This window comes from Pelagimonas sp., from assembly GCF_050633425.1.
Taxonomy (GTDB): Bacteria; Pseudomonadota; Alphaproteobacteria; order Rhodobacterales; family Rhodobacteraceae; genus Pelagimonas.
On sequence record NZ_JBOEGM010000034.1, the window covers coordinates 18,970 to 36,922 of the forward strand.

Genomic DNA, 17,953 nt, shown 5'->3' on the forward strand with positions numbered 1-17,953 from the left:
TGGGCGTTGGTCTGGGCGATAGAGTGGCCCCGGTGATCTGAGCTGATCTGAGCCTTGGAGTGAGCTCGGGCCGGTTTTGGGGTTTTGATCAGCGACGGGTACACATAGGATGTCGGGATGACAGATCCTCGATTCATCCACCTGCGCGTCCATACCGAATATTCCCTGCTAGAAGGGGCCATTCGCCTTAAGAAACTGCCGGGCATGTGCGTCGAAATGGACATGCCCGCTGTGGCGGTGACGGATACCAATAACCTCTTTGCAGCATTGGAATTTTCGGTGGGCGCGGCAGGGGCCGGCGTGCAGCCGATCATGGGTTGCCAAGTGTCGTTACGCTTTGTGGAACCAGCGCAGGGCGAACGCCCCAAACCACCGGCTCCGCTCGTACTCCTGGCACAGAGCGAGCGCGGATATGAGCATCTGATGAAGCTCAACTCGTGTCTCTATATGCGACAGGGGAGCGAGCTTCCCTATGTGGAATTGGATGAACTGGCGCAGCATTGTGAAGATGTGATTTGCCTAACGGGCGGGCCGGATGGGCCTGTGGGGCAATTGTTACAAACCGGGCATGTTCCTGCGGCCGAGGCGCTGATGACGCGGCTGAAGACCATGTTTGGCGATCGGCTCTATGTGGAATTGCAGCGCCACCCGGAAGAGGATGGCACCAAGCCCGAGGCCGAGCGTCTGTCGGAGCGCGGGCTGATTGAAATGGCCTATGAGATGGACCTGCCTTTGGTGGCGACCAACGATGTCTATTTCCCTAAGGCCGCAATGTATGAGGCCCATGACGCGATGATTTGCATCGCCGAGGGCGCCTATGTTGACCAGATCGAGCCACGCCGCCGATTGACACCGCAGCACTATATGAAGACGCCCCAGGAAATGGCGGTGTTGTTTGCCGACCTGCCAGAGGCGATTGAAAACACGGTGGAAATCGCGCAGCGCTGTGCCTTTATGGCCTATCGTCGTGACCCTATTTTGCCGAAATTCGCCGATGACGAAGTGGCCGAACTGCGCCGGATCGCCAATGAAGGGCTGCAAAAGCGGCTCGCGGTGATTCCGCATGCGGATACGGTTGAGAAGTATCAGGAGCGGCTGGATTTTGAGCTGGGCATCATCGAAGGCATGGGGTTTCCGGGCTATTTTCTGATCGTTGCGGACTTTATTCAATGGGCCAAGGATCACGATATTCCGGTGGGACCGGGCCGAGGTTCGGGGGCGGGATCGCTTGTGGCCTATGCGCTGACGGTGACCGATTTGGACCCGCTGCGCTATTCGCTGTTGTTTGAGCGTTTCTTGAACCCTGAACGGGTTTCGATGCCCGACTTTGACATCGACTTTTGTATGGATCGCCGCGAAGAGGTGATCAAATACGTGCAAGAGAAATACGGCGCGGACCGGGTCGGGCAGATCATCACCTTTGGTGCGTTGCTGTCTAAGGCGGCGGTGCGCGACATGGGCCGGGTTCTGCAAATGCCCTATGGGCAGGTGGACCGGTTGTCGAAAATGATCCCTGTGGAAGGGGTCAAACCTGTGTCGATTGAGCAGGCTTTGCAACAGGAAGAACGTCTGCGCGATGAAGCCCGCAACGAAGAAGTTGTCGACCGATTGCTGAAATACGGCATGCAGGTTGAGGGGCTTTTGCGATCTGCCGGGACACATGCGGCGGGGGTTGTGATTGCTGACCGCCCGACGGATGAGCTTGTGCCGCTCTATCGCGATCCGCGCTCGGACATGCCCGCCACACAGTTTAATATGAAATGGGTGGAACAGGCCGGTCTGGTTAAGTTCGACTTCCTGGGTTTGAAAACCCTGACCGTTATTCAAAATGCAATGGATTTGATCTTTAAGTCCGGGCGCGATTTGCATGTGTCGGCGGATGGTCAGACCCTATACGAACCGGCCGAGGGCGCGACGAACCAGATCAACGCGATTCCGCTGGATGATGAGGTGACGTACAAGCTGTATTCGGCTGCGAAAACGGTGGCGGTGTTTCAGGTTGAATCGACGGGGATGATGGATGCGCTGAAGCGTATGAAGCCGACCTGTATCGAAGACATTGTTGCGCTTGTGGCGCTGTATCGCCCCGGCCCGATGGAAAATATCCCAACCTATTGTGAGGTGAAAAACGGCCTCAAGGAGATCGAATCTGTACACCCGCTGATTGACCATATTCTTGAGGAAACTCAGGGTATTATCGTCTATCAGGAACAGGTTATGCAGATTGCCCAGGTGATGGCGAAATACACGCTGGGCGGGGCGGATTTGCTGCGCCGTGCGATGGGTAAAAAGATCAAAGAAGCGATGGATGCCGAACGGCCCAAGTTTGAAAAGGGGGCTGGAGAAAACGGCGTTCCGGCCAAGAAAGCGTCGGAGGTTTTTGACCTGTTGGAGAAGTTTGCCAACTATGGTTTCAACAAATCCCACGCGGCGGCCTATGCGGTGGTGTCCTATCAAACCGGCTGGCTCAAGGCCAACCATCCGGTGGAGTTTATGGCCGGGGTGATGAACTGCGATATTCATCTGACCGACAAGCTGGCGGTGTATTTCGAAGAGGTTCGCAAGGGGCTGAAACTGCCCTATGTGCCGCCCTGCGTGAACCGGTCTTTGGCGACGTTTGACGTGGTGGACGGGCATCTTGTCTATGCGCTGGGCGCGTTGAAAAACGTTGGTGTTGAGGCGATGAAACTGGTGTCTGAGGCCAGAGGTGACCAGCCGTTTGTGAGCCTGTTTGATCTGGCACGCCGGGTGGAATTGAAGAAGGTCGGCAAGCGACCGATGGAGATGATGGCGCGGGCCGGGGCGTTTGACATTCTGGACGGCAATCGGCGGCGGGTGTTTGACAGCCTTGATGCGCTGGTGGCCTATTCGACGGCGATCCATGAGCAACGGGCCTCGGCGCAGGTGTCTCTGTTTGGCGAGGCGGGGGATGATTTGCCGGAGCCGCGCCTGTCTCCGGTGCCCGATTGGTTGCCGGCGGAACGGTTGGCCGAAGAGTTTAAGGCGATTGGGTTTTACCTGTCGGGGCATCCGTTGGATGACTATATGCCGGCGCTGAAACGATCGGATGTGCTGACGCTGGATGAGGTGATGGCCAAGGCGGAACGTTCGCCTTTGGTCGCGAAACTGGCCGGGGTTGTGGCCGGGCGCCAAGAGCGTAAATCGGCCCGTGGGAATCGGTTTGCCTTTGCCCAGCTCAGCGATCCGACCGGGGCCTATGAGGTCACGCTGTTTTCGGATGCGTTGGAGAAATGCCGGGAATATTTGGACACCGGATCGAAGGTTGTGATCACGGTTGAGGCAACCATGGAGAGTGATCAGCTCAAGCTTTTGGGGCGTTCGGTCATGCCTGTTGAAAACGCTGTGGCGGGCAATTCGATTGCGGGGATGCGAATTTTCGTCGAAAATTCAATGGCGCTGCCGCAGATCGCATCGGTTTTGGAGAGGGCAAGAGAGCAGATGCCCAAAGCCAAACGCGGGCCGGTGCATTTGTGTCTGAGCGATCATGGGTTGCCGGGCGAAGTGGAAGTGAACCTGAAGCGGGGCTTTCCGGTGACGCCCGAAACCAAGGGGGCGGTCAAGTCGCTTGATGGGGTTTTGGCGGTTGAGGAGTTTTAGGGGCGCGTTTGGTCGAGCCTCTGTCCTGTGTGATTGATCAGCAGTGGGACTCTTGCAGCCCAACGTAGGCATTGAACGGTTGTGCGCTAAACGTTGGTGACACGGCGAAAGTGCCCCAGGCACCAGCAAATATAGAGAGCTGAATTGTCGGGTGTGCGGACGTCTGTCGAAAAAGTCTGCTGGGGTTTCGAAAACGAGTGAACTGTGATGTTTGCTTTTCGAGTATTTGAGATATGCCGGATGGGGGTGCCAATATGGGGTGCCAATATGAGGGGGCGTTTGCTGCGATATTTGGCCGCTTTCATTGCCGCCTTCCTTGTTTGGTTGGGGTTTGCAGTCCTCGAAGCAATCAACCCCTTCCTCGCTTGGAAGTATCCGGCGCTCGCCCTGTTTATGGGCAAGAGTTTTCCGGGGGGTGCCACGCCAGAAATGCACTACTTGAACCATATCGCAGAAACATGGTTGCCGTTTTTAGTCGCTTTCCTTTTGGTTCGAGTTCTCACAAAGGGGCGGGCTCGGGCGTGGGGGGCTTTGCTGCTCTATGGCTCATTTTTGCTGCGGTCATTGGTCATGGTCTGGTTGAACCAACAAGGTCTGTCGCTCAGCGCTATGTTTAGAGTGGGGCTTGCAGGGACGTTCTTTGGCGGAGCCGTCTTGTACCTTTTGTTGGTTGATCCCCAGCGACCACGTGAAGACGTTCCTGCGAGCTAACGTTTGGTGGCCGCACCGAAGGAAGTTTGCCCCCCAGCCCGAGCTTTGCGTCATTACATGGGGCTCGGAGCATGGGGACCGGAGAATGGGGACCGGAGTTTGACAGCGTGTTGACGGTTGGTGTTTGGCAGGTGCTGTCGTCGGGCGGGGGGTGCCCATTTCGTGATCTGCCTGCGGATTTTCGCCGTTATATACGGGCGTATCATGGACGCCATTGCGGGAGATGCGCTAGAAGGGCGCGTGGGCAAAGGGGGCGATATGCACCGTATTATCATTTCACTGGCGTTGGCGCTTGTTGTGGCTGGCTGTGGCGATCCGCTGAAAAGCGTTCCGAAGTTGAGTGATGTTGAGCTGGCCGCGGATGCTGGGCAGGCCGATGCCTTGGCTGCTCCGATTGATACGGCGGTGAACGAGGCGTTGATCGAGCCAACACCCGCGCCTGTTGCTGCACAAAACAAACCCCGCAAAGGATTGATGGGGTTCTTGGGGCGCAAGGCCGAGGAAGCCAAGCGGACGGCGGCGGCGCAAGAGCCTGTGCCTGAGACGTTACAAGAAACGGGGCAAGAGCCTGTGGCCGATGCCGGAGTTTCGGTTGTTGCGCAGGTTGGGCCCGAGCCCATGGCCGCAAATGCGACAGCGCTTGAGGGGCAGGCGGCACAGACGGCACCGACAGCTGAGCGCGCCGAGCAGGACAGTGATGCGCCTGTGGTTTTGGCGGCCTTGCCTGCGGCGCAAGCGGCCCCTAAGCCGAAGAAAAAGCGGTTGTTTGGTCTTGGCGGCGGCTCTGGTGCGGACAGGCCCACATCCCGCAAACCGAAAAAGACCAAAGGCCCAAAACCGGGCGACCCAGATTTTGAGATCGTGTCATTAGAGACCCCGGTGCCTTATGGGTCTATTGCCCGTGTTTGCGGCGCGCGGCCTGCCCAAATGGGCCAAAAGGTCGGACAATGGCCGGAACGTGGCAGTGCGTACACACTATACGATAGCGCCCCGGGCGGCACCGCGCAGCGCAGCTTTTACTTGACCGGATTTGGCGACGGCTGTGCGCGTAAATTCAGCGCGGCGCTGGTGCTGTTTGCGTCCCCCGACAGCTATGAGGCAATCCATTATGGCCCCGCGGGGAGCACTCTTCCGGTGGCCAAGACCGACAGCGCCTATGAAAAGGTCAAGTCTCGGGTGTGTCGCGTCGCCAAGGGCAAACCTTGCGGCGACAAGATGAAGAAGCTGGCGCGAGATACGGTATTTGTGACCGTGTACGAACGCTTTGGCGGCAATCCGAGATGGAAAAACTTCCTTTTGCATGACGGTAAAGTCGAAGCGATGGATTTGAAATCGGCTGGCTAAGGCCGGTAGCAAAGATGTCTTGATTGTTTTGTGCTGATTGCGCAGGTTCGCGGTGATGCGATCACCCAAACCCTGTGTCAATCAATAGGATACCTTGCCCATGCCGCCCAGTTCTGACGCGATTGAGATAAGTGCCTTTGCGGCGTTAACCCTTGGGATCATGGTGTTTTTCCTTGGGGCGAAACTTACTGATACGTTTGGGTTTTTGCGCAAATATAGCATTCCTGAACCCGTGAGCGGCGGACTCTTGGCAGCTGTGGTTGCGCTTATGGTGGTCTATGTGACCGGGCGTGAGGTTGCCTATGATTTGGCGGCTCGGGATTTCCTGTTGGTCTATTTCTTCACAACGATCGGGTTAAATGCGCGGGTGTCCGATTTGCTTCGGGGCGGGCCGATTTTGGCGGTTCTGTTGGTTTTGACCATTGGCTATATGGTGATCCAGAACCTTGTGGGCGTGGCCGGGGCGGTTATGTTTGGGCTGGAACCACAGGCGGGGGTCTTGCTTGGCACAGCCTCGCTGATTGGTGGGCATGGCACCGCGATTGCCTGGGGGCCGACGGTTCAAGGGGATTATGGCGTGCCCGGTGCCGCAGAACTTGGGATTGCTTCGGCGACAATTGGATTGATCATGGCCAGCGTTGTGGGCGGTCCAATCGCGAAGTTTTTGATTGACCGACATAAGTTATCCGCAGAGGGCACAGGTAGCGGAGAAGACGAGACAGGTTTGCCCGATGTGGTGCCTGATGTGGTCAGTGAGATCAAAGACGAAGATCCCGAGCGTTATGAGATCACCCAAACCCTGTTTATGCGCAGTATTTTGTGGATCCATCTGTCGATCATCATTGGCTACACGGTCAATGAAACCTTGATCGAGCTGGGTCTTAAATTGCCGCTGTTTGTGCCCTGTTTGATGAGCGCGATTTTGGTGGCCAATGTTGTCCCGGCTTTGTTTCCTAAAAAGACATTCTACGCACGCAGCAAAGCCACCGACCTGATTTCACAGTTTAGCCTATCGGTGTTTTTGTCGATGTCTTTGATGAGCATGGAACTCTGGACGCTGGCCTCAAGCGCCGGGGTGTTGACAGTGACGATGGTGTTGCAGGCGATTGCCGCAACTGCGTTTATCGTGTTGGTCGTGTTTCGCGCCATGGGCAAGAGTTACTTTGCAGCGGTGATTTCGTCGGGTTTCGCCGGTTTCACCTTGGGTGCGACGCCCACGGCCATTGCGAATATGACAGCGGTGACAAACCGTTACGGACCGTCGCCACTGGCCTTTATCGTGCTGCCGCTGATTTCGGCCTTCTTTGTGGATATCGCCAATGCGGTGATGATCAAATGGTTCCTGACCATGTGGTAAGAGAGCGATGCGATCACCAATGCGGCGGGCGTTCGTCGCCAAGGATCACGCCCCCCCCGCCTTGGGTTTCGCGATCGGCCTCACGGGTCATGAGCATCATCACCCGATCATTGAGCGTCGCGAGCTCCTTGTCCTGACGGGCAACGGTATCGGACAGCTCATCCACCGTCTTGATCAGATGCGCGATGCGTTCTTCGAGATGCGTGGTGTCGGTCATGGTTGGGCTTCCTTGAGATTCCTATGCCTGCTTTGGCGCCAGAAACTCCATGGCTTCAAGCCTTCCATCAGCAAAATCTTCAAGAATTATGCGAAGCTCTTCAAACTCCGCGCCTTTTTCCTTGACGATTGTATATAGGCGCACAAGCTCCGCCAGCCCGATCTCATCAATTTTGAGATCTTCGGTATCCGTCCAGAAGAGAAATTTGTTTCTCCGAAAACCTGCCAGTTTGGCGGTATAACTGGGGCGCTTGGGGGCTTGGGTTTGGTCGAATTTGCACAGGAGATCAAAAACAGCATCTTGGCTGATTGTTCGGCCCTGAGAGCGCCGCCGCGCAACGGCGAAAAGAATGAGAAAGCTTAGCATTTTGCTGTTTCTTTTGCGAAGTTGGACGGTCTGTTGTGGGGCGGGCTCTGGAGTTTGTGGTGTGTCGGTTTCTTGGGCTGGGGGATTGAGGTGTTGGTCTGGGCTTGGCTGTGACGCTTCGGCAACATTTGGCCGGGCTTCGGCGATCTTTTCGTTAAGAGTTTGAATAGTTTGCACGGCGCGGTTCAAGTCCCGTTCCAAAGCCGGAGGACAACCGGCGTCAATATAGTCGTCGACAAAGCGGCTAAGAGGCACAACGCAGGAATAGAGCAGGGTTACCAACTCTTTCGCATCTTGGTTCAATGGATCGGCATCTACGCCGTCGGGAGCCATAGTCGCAGCCTTCCTCGCTTTGCAAAAGCTAGTATAATGTGCACCTTACTTTTGTGGCGCGGTTTACGTAGTAGTACCTCTTTAGAGCCATGGTCAATCTAAACTGTCGCGGATTGTGCATGCTTTACTAGCCTATTATATGTTATTATACAAATTTATACATCATGCGTCTATGCGTGCATGTTAAGCTATTGAATTTACGTGATATAAATTTGTGCAAGATAGCGTATTATAGAACGCTCTGTATTTCGTCTAAGTTGTACCCCTCATAAGGTTAACTTGTCAGTGTAAAAAAGAGGCAAGCGCTCAAAAGGGGTAAAGCTAATATAAATGCATCACGCATCTCATGTGACTGCCAGTACTTGGTGGCTACATTTTTTGCGCAAAATTTTCTTGACGTGCACTAGTGGGCTGTGAGAGCCTGAACCCGCAAGCGGGAAATTTTCCGTTTCGGTATGGTCGCGTGAGGAGAGTATAATGCAAACACTATTTTTGATAGCCACAGGTCTTGTCTGCCTGAGCCTTCTAGCCAAAAACCAAATCTGGAACACGGGTCAGACCTTGGCGCTGGACATCGTGTTGGCCAGCATCATTTTTGCCTGCGTTGGCGCATTGATTCAGCACTGGAAGCTGCGCCACAAGGATTGAGCCGTTTCCCCCTGTTTGCTTGCCCCAAAGGACTGGGGCAGGTAGAGGGGGGCACGACGGATTTTCAACCCGGAAGAGACCATGGCAAAAGTTAAAAAAGCTCCCCGCCCCAAGGCACAAACGCCCAAGGGGTTTCGCGACTATTTCGGCACTGAGGTGACCGAACGCGCAGACATGCTCAAAATGATTGCCGAGGTCTACCATCACTACGGGTTTGACGCGCTGGAAAGCTCGGCCGTTGAGACGGTTGAGGCCTTGGGCAAATTCCTGCCCGATGTGGACCGCCCCAATGAAGGTGTGTTTGCCTGGCAAGACGAAGACGACGCGTGGATGGCGCTTCGCTATGATCTAACCGCGCCGCTGGCCCGTGTTTATGCGCAATACCGCAACGATCTGCCGATGCCTTATCGCCGCTATGCGATGGGGCCGGTTTGGCGTAACGAAAAGCCCGGACCGGGGCGCTATCGCCAGTTTTATCAATGTGATGCGGATACGGTGGGGGCGGCCAATGTGGCGGCAGATGCCGAGATCTGCGCGATGCTGTCTGATACGTTGGAACGCGTCGGCATTCCGCGTGGCGATTATCTGGTGCGCGTTAACAACCGCAAGGTTCTTAACGGAGTGCTTGAGGCGATGGGCGTCACCGATGAGGCGCAAGCCGCTGATGTGCTGCGCACCATCGACAAGTTCGACAAAGTTGGCGAAGCCGGTGTGCGTGAGCTGTTGGGCAAGGGGCGTTTGGATGCGTCCGGGGCCTATATCGACGGTGTTGGCCTGTCGGCGGATCAAGCCGAGCCGGTTGTGGCGTTTTTGACATCCAAGGATGCGGATGTTGCCAAGACCTTTGCCAATTTGCGTGATGCGATTGGGGGATCGGCGATTGGGGCCGAAGGTGTGGGTGAGCTTGAAAAGATCGGTGATCTTTTGGCGGCACAGGGCTATGGCGCGGATCGGATTGAGATTGATCCAAGCGTCGTGCGTGGCCTTGGCTATTACACCGGGCCCGTGTTTGAAGCTGAGCTGACTTTTGAAATCCTTGACGAAAAGGGTCGCAAGCGTCAGTTCGGGTCGGTTGCCGGTGGGGGCCGCTATGACGATCTGGTCAAGCGGTTTACCGGCCAAGCGGTGCCTGCCACGGGCGTGTCGATTGGCGTGGATCGCCTTTTGGCGGCCTTGCGTGAAAAGGGCCGAATGGGCGGGACTGTTGCATCGGGACCGGTGGTTGTGACCGTGATGGATAAGGATCGCATGGCCGATTATCAAACCATGGTGGCCGAACTGCGCAATGCCGGCATTCGCGCCGAGATGTATTTGGGTAACCCCAAAAACTTTGGCAACCAGTTGAAATACGCCGACAAACGTCAGAGCCCGGTGGCGGTGATCGAAGGCGGGGATGAGCATGAAAACGGTGTGGTGCAGATCAAAGACCTGATCCTTGGCGCGAAAATTGCTGAGAATGCCACGCTTGAGGAATGGAAAGAACGCCCATCGCAATATGAAGTGCCGCGTGACCAATTGGTCGCCAAGGTGCGCGAGATTTTGGACCTGAATTCATGAGCCTAACCGCGATTAATGCCAAAGCTGCGGAGCTTCGGGGGGCGTTCGAAGCCGCTGGCGCTGCTCCGGTGGAATGCGAGATATTGCTGCCTGCCGAGACGTTTCTGGACCTATATGGCGAGGATGTTCGGACCCGTGCCTATGTGTCGTCTGACCCGGTGCATGGCGAGGTGATGCTGCGCCCGGACTTTACGGTTCCGGTTGTGCAAAAGCATATGGACGAGGGGGCAGAACCAGCGCGCTACACCTATAGCGGCCCGGTGTTTCGTCGTCAGGAAGAGCACCCAGAGCGTGCGGCTGAATACCATCAGGTTGGCTATGAGGTCTTTGACCGGACCGATCCTGAGGCGGCGGATGCTGAGGTTTTTGCCCTGTTTTCCCAGACGCTTGCGCCCTATGGGCTGCGGGCTGTGACCGGGGATATCGGGATTTTGACCGCCGCGGTTGCAGGGTTGGAAACCTCGGAACGTCGGCGCGCGGCACTGTTGCGCCACATCTGGCGGCCACGGCGGTTTCGGGCGCTGTTAGATCGGTTTTCGGGGCGCGCACCCGTGCCGCCATCGCGCGCGGCCTTGTTGGCTGATGCCGATCCGATGGCGCATGCCGGGCCGATCAATGGGCTGCGATCTTACGGCGAAATCGCGGATCGTGTTGCGGCGCTGAAGGCGGATGCGGCCGAGGAGGCGCTGTCAAAATCTCAGGTTGAGCTGATCGAAAGCATCCTCAAAGTGTCGGAAACCTGCTCTTTTGCGATTGAGAGATTGCGCGATATTGCTGTTGATTTGCCTGCGATTTCTGGCGCGGTCGAACGGTTTGCACGGCGCTGTGACGCGCTTAGCACCCGGAACGTGGATGTGGATCAGCTTGAGTTCGAAGCCAGCTATGGCCGTGGCTCGATGGAATATTATGATGGGTTTGTCTTTGGCTTTTTGGCCGACGGGGCAGGCATGCCAGCGATTGCATCGGGCGGGCGTTACGATGCGCTGACCCGGCGATTGGGGCGCGGCTCTGAAATCCCTGCGGTGGGCGGCGTTGTGCGCCCCGGACTGCTGTTTGATCTGGAGGCCTCGTCATGAGCATCAAGCTGGGGGTGCCGTCTAAGGGGCGGCTTATGGACAAGACCTTTGACTGGTTTGGCAGTCGCGATGTGCGGCTTGCCCGCACCGGGTCGGACCGGGAATATGCCGGGGCCGTCGAAGGCGTTGAGGGTGTTGAGCTGGTGCTGCTGTCGGCGGGCGAAATCCCGCGGGAGTTGGCAGCGGGGCGCATCCATTTGGGGGTGACGGGCACCGATCTGGTGCAGGAAAAGCTGGTGCAATGGGATCAAAAGGTTGAGCCGTTGGCGGAACTTGGCTTTGGATTTGCCGATTTGATCATTGCAGTGCCCAATTGTTGGGTCGATGTGAACACGCTGGATGATCTTGATGCGGCAGCGGCGGCTTTTCGAGAAAAACACGGATTTCGGATGCGGATCGCCACCAAATATCACCGCTTGGTGCGCCATTACCTGCACCGCGCAGGCGTTGCCGATTATCAGCTGGTAGACAGTCAGGGTGCGACCGAAGGCACGGTCAAAAACCTGACCGCCGAAGCGATTGCGGACATTACGTCAAGCGGGGAAACGCTACGGGCGAACCATCTGAAAATCCTCGACGAAGAGCCGGTCCTGCGCTCGCAAGCGACGCTGTTCCGAAGCCGGATCGCCAAACTAGAGGGCAAAGACCGCGCAGCGCTTGACGCACTGCGCGACCTTTTAGGGGTGTGAACTCAAATTCCGTGAACGGAATTTGCAAAAGTGTAGGGAGCGCCTGTTATTCGGCAGGCGCTTTCGCTTTGAGGGCATCGAAGTCTGCGGCGGAGTGGCGTTCTGGCAATTGCTCGTGCTCCTCACCCCAGAGCTTGTTGACCATGCGGCCGCGCTGAACCGCCGGGCGCGCAGCAATCGCGTTGGCCCACCGCACAACGTTTTTATATTCGTGCACTTGCAGGAACTCTGCGGCGTCATACTGATTGCCGATCACGAGGTTGCCGTACCATGGGAAGATCGCGATGTCGGCGATGGTATAATCTTCGCCAGCGATAAAGGTGTTTTCGGCCAACTGTTTGTCCAACACGTCAAGCTGGCGTTTCACTTCCATGGTGAAACGGTCAATCGGGTATTCCATTGGGAAGGGGGCGTAGGCATAGAAATGGCCAAAACCACCGCCCAAATATGGCGCGCTGCCCATTTGCCAGAACAGCCAGCTGAGCATTTCAGCGCGATTTTCCGCTTTGCCCAGAAAGGCGTCGAACTTCTCGGCCAAATGCATCAAAATCGCGGCGCTTTCGAAAATGCGCACGGGGGTGTCGCCGGAATGATCCATCAGGGCCGGGATCTTTGAGTTTGGGTTGGCGGCAACAAAGCCCGAGCCAAACTGATCACCATCGCCAATTTTGATCGGCCAAGCGTCATACTCAGCGTCGTGACCGGCTTCGAGAAGCTCTTCGAGCATCACAGTGACTTTGACGCCATTGGGGGTGGCCATTGAATAGAGCTGCAACGGGTGTTCGCCGACTGGCAGATCCTTTTCCGACGTCGCCCCAGAAATCGGACGGTTCAAAGACGCCCATTGGCCGCCATTTTCCTTGTCCCAAGTCCAGACCTTGGGGGGGGTATAGTTCTCAGTCATTGCGCGCGTCCTTTGTGCTTTTGCATTTGGAGGCTAACGTAACGCTGCTGAGCAAGATTGCCAGAGCTCGTCTTTTTGCAATGGGCAATGCACAGGTCGTGTGCTTTTGTGCGCAGATGGGACATGATGCTGATATGCGGCCGGTGGCGGTTGTCTTGGGGGCGGCTGTTTGGCCGGGCGGCACACCATCGCCAAGTCTGCGGCGACGGGCGCGCCATGCAGCACAGCTTTGGCAAGGCGGACAGGTCCGGGCGATCATTGCATCGGGAGGGATTGGTCAACACCCACCCTCAGAAGCCGAGGCCATTGCTGAGGTTTGCAAAGCAGACGGGGTGCCAGAGGAGGTGCTGTTTCTTGAAGACATGTCGACAAGCACCGAAGAAAACATCCTGTTTTCTTCTCACATGCTGGGTGCAATTGGCGGCGGGCCGGTTGTTCTTGTGACAGATGGCTACCATGCGCCGCGCGCCTTATTGGTGGCGCGGCGGTTTGGGCTTGAGGCCAAGGCGGACTGCCCCGACATACAGGGCGCGCCGCGTCGCCGCGCTTTAAAGGCCCGTCTCCGCGAGATACCGGCCTTTGTTTGGTATTGGCTGCGCGTGAACCGCAGGCTTTGAACTGGCTTTAAGTTGGCTTTAGCGGGTGACCGTCACGTTGACATAGTGGCCGCGATTGCCGGTTCCGTAGATACGGACGAAGACCGTCGCGCCTCCGCGCAGCAAATTGCGTGCTGCCGCCGGTTCGATCGACCCATTCATGATCATCCGTTCCATGATACCGCGATTTTCCATGCTGCCAAAGAACGGATCCCATTCATCCCCCGGCTGGCTGATGCCAAAGCGGTGGTAATTGGCGCGATCCTGACGCAGGATTTGCCAAGGTTCACTTAGCCGCGCGCCTTTGGAATTATACAGATCGTCCTGCCCAATATAGGCGACATAGCTGCCAATGATCTGATCGGCGCGTGCTATGGTTGCGGTCATCATAGTGGCCGCGGCCAGTGCTGCAGCGATTAAAAAGCGTTTCATCCCTGTCTCCAATCCCTTATGTCTGTGCGCCTTTCCTTGGGCACAAGTATAGAGCGCGGCCGCGATCACGTCTTTGACAGTGAACAAGGCGAGGAAAAGTTACAGGACGGTTATTGGGTCTGATCGTCGATCCAACTGAAGTATTTATTGTAAATCAATATGTTGGAAATTCCGGGGAGGAAACAAATCAAGAGGGCGATCCCCGATTGTAATCCTATGGGCATATGGGGGAGACCGACAAATTTTAGGAAAATAAGTGCGGCCCAAAGAGCGGAGAATAGCAGGATTTTTCGAAGGGCTAGTTTGCTTGGAAAGCGTTTCGGCTCCTGAGCTTTGGGCACCAGAACAGCAGCGCGATTGGGCCAACGGTGACGCAAGTGACCAAGGCCGGAAAGCGAAAATACTCCCAACTGTTGGGCGTTGCCAACACGACAAAACTGATCAGCACATGCACAACGCTGTAGCAATGAAAGGAGCGTTGGAAGAAACCCGTTGCTATCAAATCACACCGATTTCGGCCAAGGCCCCGGCGAGTTCTGGGGGCAGGGTGTCTTCTTGTTTGGTCGAACCCGACAGATCGGGCGGGGCGTCGGCAGGGGAAAGATAGCGCCAGCCTTGGAAAGGGCGGCGTTGCGCGTTGGCGGTGCGGATAACGTCAGGGTCGAGGATAATGGCACAGCGTTTGATGCCATCTTCGCCAATGACTTCGTCAAGTCGTAGGATGCGTTGGCGGCATTGGATCACGCCTTTGATCACCCAATAGATTGATCCGCCTGCCAGAATCTCGGACTCACGACGTGGCCACATGCGGGTGACATGGCGCGGCAAGCCCTCGGGGAGCTCCTTGCGGCGCATATCTTGCCAGGCCTGAAGGCCCTCAACGCTTTCGGTGCCGACGCTCAGTTTGATCAGATGTGTGATCTTATCCACAGATTCTTCCCCAGATTACGCTGTATATGGTATAACACTCATCTGCGCCTTCAAGCTGTAGCGTTAGGTTAGTTCAAAATATGTCTTTTCCCGCGCGGCCCGCTTGTCTATGAAAATCGCTCCACGCCACCGCCTGCCAAAAAGAGATTCGCCGCCATGACCCGATTTGCCGCCCCTATTGCTGAACAGATTTGGGATATGAAATATCGTCTCAAAGAGGCCGATGGCACAGCCATTGATATCACAGTCGAAGACAGCTGGCGGCGCATTGCCCGGTCTTTGGCCGAGGTCGAGGCCGAGCCCAAGCAGTGGGAAGACAAGTTTTACAACGCGTTGGAGGATTTCAAATTCCTTCCCGCCGGCCGGATCACCGCCGGGGCAGGGACCGCGCGTAGCGTGACGCTGTTCAATTGTTTCGTTATGGGCACCATCCCCGACCAGATGGGCGGCATTTTCGATATGCTGCGCGAAGCGGCGCTGACCATGCAGCAGGGTGGCGGCATCGGCTATGATTTCAGCACCATTCGCCCCAAAGGCGCGCCGGTGGCAGGCGTGGCGGCGGATGCCTCTGGCCCACTGTCGTTCATGGATGTCTGGGACGCGATGTGCCGCACGATCATGTCGGCGGGATCACGTCGCGGTGCGATGATGGCGACGATGCGGTGCGATCATCCTGATATCGAAGACTTTATTCGCGCTAAGGCCGATAGCGCCCGGTTGCGGATGTTCAACCTATCGGTGCTGATCACTGATGATTTTATGGACGCGGTCAAGGCGAATGGCAGCTGGGAGCTGAAATTTGGCGACCGGGTGTACCATACGGTTGAGGCCCGTGATCTGTGGAACAAGATCATGCGCGCCACCTATGATTACGCCGAACCGGGTGTGATTTTCATCGACCGGATCAACAAGGCCAACAACCTGTCTTATGTTGAAACCATCGCCGCGACAAACCCTTGCGGCGAACAGCCATTGCCGCCCTATGGCGCGTGTTTGCTTGGCTCGATCAACATGGCCCGTTTGGTGGATCGCCCGTTTGAAGAGGGTGCTGATCTTGACGAAACCCTGTTGGATGATCTGGTCGCGACCGCCGTTCGGATGATGGACAACGTCGTTGATGCCTCGCGCTTTCCTTTGGAGGAACAGCGCATTGAGGCACAAAACAAGCGCCGTATAGGCCTTGGTGTGACCGGGTTGGCAGACGCCTTGTTGATGGTTGGTCAGCGCTATGGCTCGGAGGAGGCGGCGCGTCAGACCGAGGAGTGGCTAAAACGGATCGCCCGCGCCGCATATCTGGCGTCGGTGCAATTGGCCAAGGAAAAGGGCGCGTTCCCCTTGTTTGAGGCCGAGCCCTATCTGGAAAGCGGCACCATGCGCGCCATGGACGATGATGTGCGCGATGCCATCCGCGAACACGGCATTCGCAACGCGCTGCTGACATCCATCGCACCGACGGGCACGATTTCGCTCTATGCTGGGAATGTCTCCTCGGGGATCGAGCCGGTGTTTGCCTATAGCTATACCCGTAAAGTCCTGCAAAAAGACGGCACCCGCACCGAAGAAGAAGTCGTTGATTACGCTGTGCAAATGTGGCGTGAAAAGTTTGGCGACAAAGAGTTGCCCGACTATTTTGTCAACGCCCAGACATTGGCCCCGCTGGATCATGTGCGTATGCAAGCGGCGGCGCAGAAATGGATCGACAGCTCGATCTCCAAGACCATCAACTGCCCTGAAGACATCTCGTTTGAGGACTTTCAGAGCGTGTATTTGGAGGCGTTTGAGACCGGGTGTAAGGGCTGTACCACCTATCGCCCCAACGACGTAACCGGGTCGGTTTTGTCGGTGTCGGAAAGCTCAGAGAAAACGCCCGCCGAGACGCCGGAAATGGCACAGGCCGCCGGGGCAGGGGCCGATGTGGTCTATATGTCCGAGCCGCTGGATCGCCCGCAATCGTTGGAAGGCGCGACCTATAAATTGAAGTGGCCCGATAGCGAGCACGCGATTTACCTAACCATCAATGATGTGATTGTCGGCGGTCATCGCCGCCCGTTTGAGGTGTTCATCAACTCCAAAAACATGGAACATTTCGCTTGGACCGTGGCGCTGACCCGGATGATTTCGGCGGTGTTCCGTCGTGGTGGCGATGTGTCCTTTGTGGTCGAAGAGCTGAAGGCGGTGTTTGACCCGCGCGGCGGTGCTTGGGTGCAGGGCAAATATATCCCGTCGATTTTGGCAGCCATCGGCGGCGTGATCGAAAAGCACATGGTGTCGACCGGGTTCTTGGAGGGCGAAGGCATGGGGCTAAAGTCGGACCCGCAAGCCGATGTTGTCAACATCTCGTCCACCCCGCGTGGCAAAGCCTGCCCATCGTGCGGCCAGTTCACTATGCGCATGGTCGAGGGCTGTATGACGTGTTCAGATTGCGGACATTCCAAGTGCGGGTGAATTGATACCGTGTATGTGTCAGGCATAGGATGCCGTTTCAGATAATCGCAGCGTGGACTGTCTGAAACGCTGATTTGGTGGCTGTGTTGCGAACAAAAATAGGGGTAGAGCTTCGCGCTCTGCCCTTTTTTGTTTTACGGACAGGCATTTAAAGGGAAGGTAGTCGCGTTTGCGTCGCGTAATGTGAATTATCAGAACTGCTCGCACTGGACAAAATGGCGTGAGGCTTTTTGTTTTGACGTCTGCCCCACGAGGCCAGGTTTTCTGCCTGTTTTGGCGCGGTCATTCTTAGGGGCATTCATAGGATCATTCATAGGGGCAGGACCCATTGACGGGCAGATCGGCATCATCACCAGCATATCCAAAGGCCAGACTAGTATTCAGAACCGCGAAGGTTTTGGTTGGGCCCTCATGGGGTGGCTCGGCCATGCCCGAGCTATGCCCGGCCCTTGCGTGAAAATAGGCGCGCGACGGTATAAAGGTGGAATTGGTCACGCCGTGCTGGCCTGTTCGCCTCGATGCCTCCTATCCAAGCCCCAAGCCAGCCCCAGCCGATGGTCTTCAAGTCGGTGAAGTCACCCTGCCGGTGCTGGTTTGGCCGTTCGGTCTTGCCCCGGAACTCATCTGTCGCTGCCCGAACGGCATAAGCAGGGCCGGTAATCAGGTGGCTGAACGTGAGGATACGAAAGGCCGAAGCCTCTGACATGAATAGGTTTCTGCGTCAGTGAAC

At 56.4% G+C, this 17,953-nt stretch carries 16 protein-coding genes; 10 read left to right on the forward strand and 6 right to left on the reverse strand.

Features of this window, described 5'->3' with window-relative positions; genetic code table 11:
* Positions 1 to 117 precede the first annotated feature (117 nt).
* The 4 genes from dnaE to gltS all read left to right on the forward strand — a co-directional run bounded on the left by dnaE (position 118) and on the right by gltS (position 7,030).
* Positions 118 to 3,618: a DNA polymerase III subunit alpha gene (dnaE, locus tag ACRBB0_RS23125; protein ID WP_431376839.1), complete on the forward strand. Its 3,501-nt coding sequence runs from the start codon at positions 118 to 120 to the stop codon at positions 3,616 to 3,618.
* A gap of 279 nt (positions 3,619 to 3,897) precedes the next feature.
* The gene (locus ACRBB0_RS23130; RefSeq protein WP_431376840.1) at positions 3,898 to 4,329 is read left to right on the forward strand and encodes a hypothetical protein; all 432 of its coding nucleotides are present in this window, start codon (positions 3,898 to 3,900) and stop codon (positions 4,327 to 4,329) included.
* A 204-nt stretch (positions 4,330 to 4,533) separates the two neighbouring features.
* Entirely contained in the window at positions 4,534 to 5,673 is a 1,140-nt protein-coding gene (locus tag ACRBB0_RS23135; RefSeq protein WP_431376841.1) for a hypothetical protein, read from the forward strand.
* A gap of 100 nt (positions 5,674 to 5,773) precedes the next feature.
* The gene (gltS, locus tag ACRBB0_RS23140; RefSeq protein ID WP_431376842.1) at positions 5,774 to 7,030 is read left to right on the forward strand and encodes a sodium/glutamate symporter; all 1,257 of its coding nucleotides are present in this window, start codon (positions 5,774 to 5,776) and stop codon (positions 7,028 to 7,030) included.
* A gap of 13 nt (positions 7,031 to 7,043) precedes the next feature.
* Here gltS and ACRBB0_RS23145 read toward each other — a convergent pair whose 3' ends face one another.
* On the reverse strand, positions 7,044 to 7,247 hold the full coding sequence (locus ACRBB0_RS23145) for a SlyX family protein (RefSeq protein WP_431376843.1): 204 nt from the start codon (positions 7,245 to 7,247) through the stop codon (positions 7,044 to 7,046).
* Between the two features lie 21 nt (positions 7,248 to 7,268).
* On the reverse strand, positions 7,269 to 7,946 hold the full coding sequence (locus tag ACRBB0_RS23150; RefSeq protein WP_431376844.1) for a hypothetical protein: 678 nt from the start codon (positions 7,944 to 7,946) through the stop codon (positions 7,269 to 7,271).
* A gap of 477 nt (positions 7,947 to 8,423) precedes the next feature.
* Here ACRBB0_RS23150 and ACRBB0_RS23155 point away from each other — a divergent pair, with 477 nt between their 5' ends.
* From ACRBB0_RS23155 to hisG, 4 genes are all read left to right on the forward strand, one after another.
* Positions 8,424 to 8,594, forward strand: coding sequence for a hypothetical protein (locus tag ACRBB0_RS23155; protein ID WP_431376845.1), 171 nt, complete (start codon positions 8,424 to 8,426; stop codon positions 8,592 to 8,594).
* Between the two features lie 81 nt (positions 8,595 to 8,675).
* Complete coding sequence (hisS, locus tag ACRBB0_RS23160; protein ID WP_431376846.1) at positions 8,676 to 10,151, forward strand: histidine--tRNA ligase; 1,476 nt, start codon at positions 8,676 to 8,678, stop codon at positions 10,149 to 10,151.
* Positions 10,148 to 11,227, forward strand: coding sequence for an ATP phosphoribosyltransferase regulatory subunit (locus ACRBB0_RS23165; RefSeq protein WP_431376847.1), 1,080 nt, complete (start codon positions 10,148 to 10,150; stop codon positions 11,225 to 11,227). The genes hisS and ACRBB0_RS23165 overlap by 4 nt, the downstream gene beginning before the upstream one ends.
* Positions 11,224 to 11,916, forward strand: coding sequence for an ATP phosphoribosyltransferase (gene hisG, locus ACRBB0_RS23170; RefSeq protein ID WP_431376848.1), 693 nt, complete (start codon positions 11,224 to 11,226; stop codon positions 11,914 to 11,916). The genes ACRBB0_RS23165 and hisG overlap by 4 nt, the downstream gene beginning before the upstream one ends.
* Before the next feature lie 46 nt (positions 11,917 to 11,962).
* On the opposite strand, the gene yghU is transcribed toward hisG, so the two are convergent.
* On the reverse strand, positions 11,963 to 12,820 hold the full coding sequence (yghU, locus tag ACRBB0_RS23175) for a glutathione-dependent disulfide-bond oxidoreductase (protein WP_431376849.1): 858 nt from the start codon (positions 12,818 to 12,820) through the stop codon (positions 11,963 to 11,965).
* Between the two features lie 116 nt (positions 12,821 to 12,936).
* On the opposite strand from yghU, the gene ACRBB0_RS23180 reads away from it, so the two are divergent.
* Positions 12,937 to 13,437: a YdcF family protein gene (locus ACRBB0_RS23180; protein ID WP_431376850.1), complete on the forward strand. Its 501-nt coding sequence runs from the start codon at positions 12,937 to 12,939 to the stop codon at positions 13,435 to 13,437.
* An 18-nt stretch (positions 13,438 to 13,455) separates the two neighbouring features.
* On the opposite strand, the gene ACRBB0_RS23185 is transcribed toward ACRBB0_RS23180, so the two are convergent.
* Positions 13,456 to 13,848 (reverse strand): hypothetical protein, encoded by a 393-nt coding sequence (locus ACRBB0_RS23185; RefSeq protein WP_431376851.1) that lies wholly within the window; start codon positions 13,846 to 13,848, stop codon positions 13,456 to 13,458.
* Positions 13,849 to 14,346: 498 nt separating this feature from the next.
* The gene (locus ACRBB0_RS23190; RefSeq protein WP_431376852.1) at positions 14,347 to 14,778 is read right to left on the reverse strand and encodes a DUF1489 family protein; all 432 of its coding nucleotides are present in this window, start codon (positions 14,776 to 14,778) and stop codon (positions 14,347 to 14,349) included.
* Between the two features lie 156 nt (positions 14,779 to 14,934).
* Between ACRBB0_RS23190 and ACRBB0_RS23195 the strand changes: the two genes are divergently transcribed.
* Complete coding sequence (locus ACRBB0_RS23195) at positions 14,935 to 17,223, forward strand: adenosylcobalamin-dependent ribonucleoside-diphosphate reductase (RefSeq protein ID WP_431376853.1); 2,289 nt, start codon at positions 14,935 to 14,937, stop codon at positions 17,221 to 17,223.
* 436 nt (positions 17,224 to 17,659) lie between these two features.
* Here ACRBB0_RS23195 and ACRBB0_RS23200 read toward each other — a convergent pair whose 3' ends face one another.
* Positions 17,660 to 17,929 carry a hypothetical protein gene (locus ACRBB0_RS23200; protein ID WP_431376854.1) on the reverse strand — a complete coding sequence of 90 codons (270 nt, stop codon included), beginning with the start codon at positions 17,927 to 17,929 and terminating at the stop codon, positions 17,660 to 17,662.
* Positions 17,930 to 17,953 lie beyond the last annotated feature (24 nt).